Origin of the sequence: Sulfitobacter sp. HI0040, from assembly GCF_001634885.1 — a bacterium.
Lineage (GTDB): Bacteria > Pseudomonadota > Alphaproteobacteria > Rhodobacterales > Rhodobacteraceae > Sulfitobacter.
This window is the reverse complement of the sequence record NZ_LWEX01000005.1, coordinates 952-6,924: the sequence shown is the minus strand read 5'-3', so window position 1 is coordinate 6,924 and position 5,973 is coordinate 952. Positions and strand designations below refer to the sequence as shown.

General features: G+C 64.4%; 7 protein-coding genes and 1 pseudogene. 4 read left to right on the top strand and 4 right to left on the bottom strand.

The genetic code is table 11. From position 1 onward, the window contains the following. Together A3728_RS22975 and A3728_RS00530 are read left to right on the top strand one after the other, a co-directional pair. Positions 1-288 (top strand): annotated as a pseudogene (locus tag A3728_RS22975) (DUF2063 domain-containing protein); the annotation flags it as partial. Beyond that, positions 285-836 (top strand): DoxX family protein, encoded by a 552-nt coding sequence (locus A3728_RS00530; protein ID WP_067919270.1) that lies wholly within the window; start codon positions 285-287, stop codon positions 834-836. The pseudogene A3728_RS22975 and the gene A3728_RS00530, both read left to right, overlap by 4 nt. Here A3728_RS00530 and A3728_RS00525 read toward each other — a convergent pair. Then, positions 833-1,162, bottom strand: a complete 330-nt coding sequence (locus A3728_RS00525) for an ArsC/Spx/MgsR family protein (RefSeq protein WP_067919268.1) — start codon at positions 1,160-1,162, stop codon at positions 833-835. The two genes, A3728_RS00530 and A3728_RS00525, sit on opposite strands and share 4 nt — an antisense overlap. Before the next feature lie 161 nt (positions 1,163-1,323). On the opposite strand from A3728_RS00525, the gene A3728_RS00520 reads away from it, so the two are divergent. Beyond that, complete coding sequence (locus A3728_RS00520) at positions 1,324-1,530, top strand: cold-shock protein (protein WP_067919266.1); 207 nt, start codon at positions 1,324-1,326, stop codon at positions 1,528-1,530. Between the two features lie 93 nt (positions 1,531-1,623). Here the strand turns inward: A3728_RS00520 and A3728_RS00515 are convergent, their stop codons facing one another. The 3 genes from A3728_RS00515 to thyX all read right to left on the bottom strand — a co-directional run bounded on the left by A3728_RS00515 (position 1,624) and on the right by thyX (position 4,588). Then, a complete protein-coding gene (locus A3728_RS00515; protein ID WP_236628241.1) occupies positions 1,624-1,929 on the bottom strand; it encodes a hypothetical protein in 306 nt (101 codons plus the stop codon). A 116-nt stretch (positions 1,930-2,045) separates the two neighbouring features. Next, positions 2,046-3,230 carry a cytochrome P450 gene (locus A3728_RS00510; protein ID WP_067919264.1) on the bottom strand — a complete coding sequence of 395 codons (1,185 nt, stop codon included), beginning with the start codon at positions 3,228-3,230 and terminating at the stop codon, positions 2,046-2,048. 437 nt (positions 3,231-3,667) lie between these two features. Beyond that, on the bottom strand, positions 3,668-4,588 hold the full coding sequence (thyX, locus tag A3728_RS00505; protein WP_067919262.1) for an FAD-dependent thymidylate synthase: 921 nt from the start codon (positions 4,586-4,588) through the stop codon (positions 3,668-3,670). 201 nt (positions 4,589-4,789) lie between these two features. Here thyX and A3728_RS00500 point away from each other — a divergent pair, with 201 nt between their 5' ends. After that, entirely contained in the window at positions 4,790-5,875 is a 1,086-nt protein-coding gene (locus A3728_RS00500) for a hypothetical protein (protein WP_067919259.1), read from the top strand. Positions 5,876-5,973 lie beyond the last annotated feature (98 nt).

Here is a 5,973-nt window from a genome sequence, read left to right as displayed (position 1 = left end):
AACTGGCCGCTGCATGATATCTGGCGGTACAATTTCGAAACCGGCGCGCCGAAGCCCCGCGCCATCCCGCAGGGGGTGCTCATCACCCGGCCTGAATTCGACCCCGCCCCCCACGCCCTCGGCCCTGCCGATACCGCGTGGTTCGCCGCACTGGGCCGGGGCGAAACGCTTGCCAGCGCGCTCGACGCCGCGAGCGAAGTTGACGCGGGCTTCGACCTTGGGGCGGCGCTTTCGCTGGCGCTGGCCACATCGGCGCTCACCGCACTGCCGCCGGAGGCGAGCCAATGAATACGATCGGCACCTATTACCACCGCATGGGCCTGCACCTCGAACGGCTGGACTGGCTGCTGCCCACGCTGGCACGGCTGGTGTTTGCCGGGGTGTTGCTGATCTATCTGCTGAACTCCGGCGCAACCAAGCTCGGCGATGGGCTGCTGGGCGTCTTCCAACCCTCCGTCGGGGCCTATGCGCAGATATTCCCCCGCGCCATGGAAGCGGCGGGCTACGATATCGGCGCGCTCGGCGTCTGGCACTGGGCGGTCGTGGTGGCCGGAACGATTGCGGAATTCACCCTGCCCGTCCTTATCGTGATGGGCCTGCTGACCCGGGTGGCGGCGCTGGGGATGATCGGCTTTGTCATCGTGCAGTCCCTGACGGATGTCTATGGCCACGGACAGACCGAAGCCGTCGGGCGCTGGTTCGACCGCTTCGCGGATGGAACGATTCTCGACCAGCGGGCCTTCTGGATATTCGTCCTGCTGGTGCTGGTCATCAAGGGCGCCGGGCCGCTGTCGCTCGACCGGCTCTTGCGCCGCGCGACCCGGGGCGAGCGTTAAAGCGACGCTTTCACTTCTTCTTCTATCTCACTGTTCCAAGACAGAAAAAGCTTTCCATCCGCATCGATCAACGGGCGCTTCATGATGGCGGGATGTTCCTTCAGCAGGGTCAGCGGATCACCCACTTTGACGGCCTCCGCCAGCCCGCGCCAGGTGGTGGAGCGTGTGTTGATCAGCGCCTGACCGAACTTGTCATGTGCCCGGGCCAGCACCGTATCAGGCACGCCCTCTTCGCGCACATCCACCAGCGCAAATTCTGGCAGTGCCTTCACGGCCTTACGGCAGCTATCGCAATTCTTCAGCCCGTAGATACGCCGTTCGTCCATGTCACCCGTCCCGGTTCCAGCAATTTTTCCCATTCTCATTTTCACTAAATTCTTGATTTTTCAACTCAGAGGTCAATCTTTTCTTGGTAGGACGGTCGCAGCACCTGCGCCGTTTACTACACCCGCATTGCGGGTTTCGATTGTGAAAGGAGCGGACAGTTATGCCAACCGGCACCGTTAAATGGTTCAACACGACAAAAGGTTACGGGTTCATTGCGCCTGAAAATGGCGGCAACGATATTTTCGTACATATTTCCGCGGTCGAGCGGTCGGGCCTCACCGGGCTCGCCGATGATCAGAAGGTCAGCTACGAGCTGACCGAAGGCCGCGACGGGCGCCAGATGGCGTCGGATATCGCGCTACTCTAGGGCCGACGCCCCGGCACCCGTAGGGAAACAGAGGCCCGGACGACCGTATCGTCACCGGGCCCCTGCGTGTTTCGGCAGGCCAGCGCGCCGCCCTCAATCGAAGGTGCAGCCCTTTGTCCCGATGGGGCAGTTCGCCTTGGGCGCGGGCGCGCGGTAGTGCCGCTTTTTCACCTGCTTACGCACCGGCGCCGGATGGGCCATGACCTGCTGATAGGTCACCGACTGGTTCGGCACGCCGCAGCAGATGACCCCCGCGATGGTGACAGGCTGCAGGCCCGCGGGGCAGTAGTTCACGCTGGTCGGATAGGCATAGATCTTCGCATCCGCCGCCGCCTGCATCGGCAACAGTGACGCCGCAGCCATCGCCCCGGCCGCGATCATGGTTGTAACGATACGCATGTCTTCCCCCTTTTCCTTTTGTTTTCACCGCATTTTATTAACTTAACTCTGCCCACGGCCCCGAAACCTGTCCAGACTTATCTGATCTGGAAACACTCTGTTTCTGTTTCAGGGCGTTATTCCAGCACCGCCGGAAGCCGTGCGTAGCCCCGGAACCGGATGCGCCCGCCCTGTTCGCGCCCCGGCGCGATGCTGTAGCGGGGATACCGTGCGAGGAAGCGTTCGATGGCGATGCGCCCTTCCATCCGCGCCAGCGTGAGCCCGACGCAGACATGCGGACCCCCGGCGAAGGCGAGATGCCGGTTGGGTTTGCGCGCGACGTCGAAATCCCCGGGCGCGTCAAAGACCGCCGGGTCGCGGTTGGCGGCCCCGATGCAGAGATGCAGGTTCGTCCCTGCCGGGATGTCGAAGCCGCCCAGCGTGACGGACCGTGTGGTTTCGCGATTGCCGAACTGGTTGGGCGAGGCATGGCGCAGCACCTCCTCCACCGCGGGGGCGACGAACGCGGGGTCTTCCAGCAGCCTGGCCTTCTGGCCCGGGTGGTCGTGCAGCAGGGCCAGACCGCTGCCGATGAGGTTCGTCGTCGTTTCATGCCCGGCGTTGAGGATGAAGATGCAGTTCTGGATCAACTCCGCCTCGCTCAGCCTGCCACCCTCATCCCCCTCGATAAGGCGGGTGAGCACATCGGTTTCCGGATCGCCCGGGCGAGCGCGGCGCCGGGCGATGAGGTCGCGCAAATAGTCCGAGAACGCCCGCACCGCATCATGCCCCCGTCGAAGCTGTCCTTCCGTCAGCGTGGGTTCCAGCGCGCCGAGGATCGCGAGCGACCAGTCCCGCAGGGGGCCGCGTTCTTCCATCGGCACGTCGAGCAGGTTGCCGATGATCTGCACCGGGATGGCGCTGGCGTAATCCTCGATCAGGTCCGGGCGCGCGGGCAGCTTGCCCAGCAGGTGATCGACCGTGGCGATGAGCCCCGGCTCCATCCGGGCCAGCGCCTTGGGGGTGAGCGCGGAGGTCATGATCCGCCGCACCCGGGTGTGCAGCGGCGGATCGTTGAAAACGAGGCTGGTGGTGTGATGTTCGTAGAGCGGCGTGCCGGGGGCGAACTTGGGGGCGAAGGCCTCTTTCTTGTCGGAGATATAGGTGGCGGTGTCGCGGTAGATCGCGTTCAGGTCCGCGTGCCGCGCGATGAGGTATGACCCGTCCGGCTGCGGGCAGACCGGCGCCTCCGCCAGCAGGCGGTCGTAATGGGGAAAGGGGTTTTCGGTGAACCCCTCGGGGGGCGCGGCGAGGTTGAGCATCGTGCCGAGTGTGGAAGGATTTGCGCAGGTGTCAATCGGCTGCTGCGGGGTTCCCCGCGGGGAACCTTAACCATATGTTATTGTTAGTTAAATTATGGTTTATGAAGGTGTGTGAGGGGGTCGTGCCGAGGGCCTGACGTGATGCACCGAAGGGGATCACGCCGCGCCCGGGCAGAGGGGTGGGCGAGAAGCGCCCGCCCCGTGGGAGGCGTTCCGGGCGCTGGCCAACCTCAGATTAGGCAAGGGAAAACGAATATGCCGAACCCCACGCACCGCCGCGCCCGGACCGAGGGGTGGGTGCAAAGCGCCCGCCCCGTGGGGGCGGTTCGGGCGCTGCCCAATCGGAGATTGGGCATTGGGGGATTAGAAAACGATCCGCTTTTTGTCTCGCCGACGAAATTCTCTTTCGCAACTTCAATAAACCGCACACCAATCATCTAGCTAATAACCCCCTGAAACTCCCGCCATTCTCCCTTCGACATGCCGGAATTCTCCTGCGTCACCTCCTCGCCCTTCAGCATGCGGCGGATGCAGTCCAGCGCGCGGGCGGAAAGCGTGGCGCCGCCGAGGCGGTAATCTTCGAAGGCGGAATAGGCCGCGGGAACCCAGTCGGCCACGACGGAGCAGATCGCATCGGCATAGACGCGGATCTCGTATTGCGCATGGGCGTCCGCGCGCAGCCGCAGGAAGTGGAAGAGGTTGTGCAGATCCACCTTCCAGTACCATTGGGTATAGATGTTGCTGGGCAGGTTCATCCGCGCCAGCTCCCGCGCGAGCCCGCCCTGCGGGGCGCCGTCGGGGCCTTCGCTGGCGATCATCTGTTCGTAGTGGTCATAGGCGCGGTTGCTGTCGGCCTTGAGGATCTCCAGCACCCGGGCGGCCTCCTCCCCCTCCAGCACGCCACCGCGGCCCTGGTTGTTGACCACGGACTGGGCGTTCACATGCTCCGGCGCGGGGATGTAGAATTCACGGTCGAGGATCGAGTAGCGGGCGGAATATTCGTTCACATTGGCCGTCCGGTGCCGGATCCACTGGCGCGCCACGAAGACCGGCAGCTTCACGTGCAGCTTGATCTCGCACATCTCGAAGGGGGTCGAATGCCAGTGCCGCATGAGATAGCGGATCAGCCCCTCGTCGTTCTGGACGCTCTTGGTGCCCTTGCCATAGCTCACCCGCGCCGCCTGACAGATCGCCGCGTCGTCGCCCATGTAATCGATCACCCGGACGAAACCGTGATCGAGCACCGGGATCGCGGCGTAAAGATGCGCCTCCATCCCCGGCGACACGGCGCGCAGCGTGACCTGCGGTTCCGCGCGCAGGGCGTCGATTTCGGCTTGCTGGTCGGTGCTGAGAGGCATGGCGGCGGTCCTTGCTGGTCGGAAAGGGCTTGGGATTCGGCACGACTATATCTGCGCGGCGAACCTGCAGGAACCGCCATATGCGGTATTGCTTTTTGACCACCCTCGCGGGGAACCTGCGGGCCCGGCGGTGCGCGCCGTTGACAACACGCGCCCCCCCGGCGGAGGGTTGTGCAAAATAATACGACGAGGGCAGGCAACATGACATCGAAGACAGCAGCAGTCTTGCTGTGCGCGCTTCTTGCCGCGTGTGGCGGCACCCCCCCGTTCGGCGGGGATGCGACGGACCCGACAGGCAGCGGCGGCGGGGTCACCACCGACGAGAACGGCAACCCGATCCTGCGCGAAGGCATCCCGCCCGGCACCACCTCCCCCTCGCCCAGCAGCCGCATCTTCCGGCTGGAACCGCGCAGCGAGGAGGAAGGCAAGAGCGGCAACGGCTTCGTCGCCTCCGTCAGCTACGATGGCGATACCGACAGCTTCACGGTGGACGGTCTGGCCTTCGACGGCTCCAACGTCTACCAGCGCGGCGACCTGGTGAAATCCTTCGGGGATTACGCGGTCTACGAGGCCGACGCCCAGTATCCCGACAGCATCAACGGCGCGCCGATCAACCAGTTCCGGCATCGCGCGATCTACGGCGTCAGCCGCAACAGCAACGCCGCGGGCGTGCCCAACACCCAGTTCGCCATCGTGCGCACCGGCGCCTATGTGGACTACGGTTTCGGCGGTTTCATCTACCAGCGGGAAAACTCCGTCACCCTACCGAGCGGCGGACAGGCCCGTTTCGAGGGGCGCGCCGCCGGGATGCGCGATTTCAACGGGCGCGGCGGGCTGGAATATTCCACCGCCGATCTGGCGATCGATATCGATTTCGACGATTTCAACAGCACCGCCACCGGGCGCGGTGACGCGGTGCGCGGCGTGCTCAGCAACCGGCGGGTCTTCGATCTGCAGGGCAACGACATCACCATGGATGTCTATGGCCGCATCAACGCCAAGAACACCGCCTCGCTCACCAGTATTCCCGATGCACGGTTCAAGATCGAACCCGGGGTGCTGGACAACAACGGAGAGATACTGGGCAGCCTGTCGAGCACCTTTGTCGACGATGCCGGCACCGTGCAGCCATACGAAGAGGGCAATTACTACGCCATCGTCTCGGGCAATGGCCCGAACGAGATCGTGGGCGTTCTGGTGCTGGAAAACAGCGCGGAATACGACAATGCCACGGTCCGCGACACCAGCGGCTTCATCGTCTACCGGGACCCCGCGGCAACCCCATGAGACCGGCCCGGGGGCGTCTGCGCCGGACCGTCGTGCTCGCCCTTTGGGTGGGGCTGGCGGTGCCGGGCTGGTCCGATATCACGCTTTCGCCCCAGCAG

Excerpts from the sequence above, each read along its gene's own strand:
- A3728_RS00520 (WP_067919266.1), top strand. The coding sequence starts at position 1,324 with ATGCCAACCGGCACCGTTAAATGGTTCAACACGACAAAAGGTTACGGG.
- A3728_RS00525 (WP_067919268.1), bottom strand. The coding sequence starts at position 1,162 with ATGGACGAACGGCGTATCTACGGGCTGAAGAATTGCGATAGCTGCCGT.
- A3728_RS00500 (WP_067919259.1), top strand. The coding sequence starts at position 4,790 with ATGACATCGAAGACAGCAGCAGTCTTGCTGTGCGCGCTTCTTGCCGCG.
- A3728_RS00530 (WP_067919270.1), top strand. The coding sequence starts at position 285 with ATGAATACGATCGGCACCTATTACCACCGCATGGGCCTGCACCTCGAA.
- A3728_RS00510 (WP_067919264.1), bottom strand. The coding sequence starts at position 3,230 with ATGCTCAACCTCGCCGCGCCCCCCGAGGGGTTCACCGAAAACCCCTTT.
- thyX (WP_067919262.1), bottom strand. The coding sequence starts at position 4,588 with ATGCCTCTCAGCACCGACCAGCAAGCCGAAATCGACGCCCTGCGCGCG.
- A3728_RS00515 (WP_236628241.1), bottom strand. The coding sequence starts at position 1,929 with ATGCGTATCGTTACAACCATGATCGCGGCCGGGGCGATGGCTGCGGCG.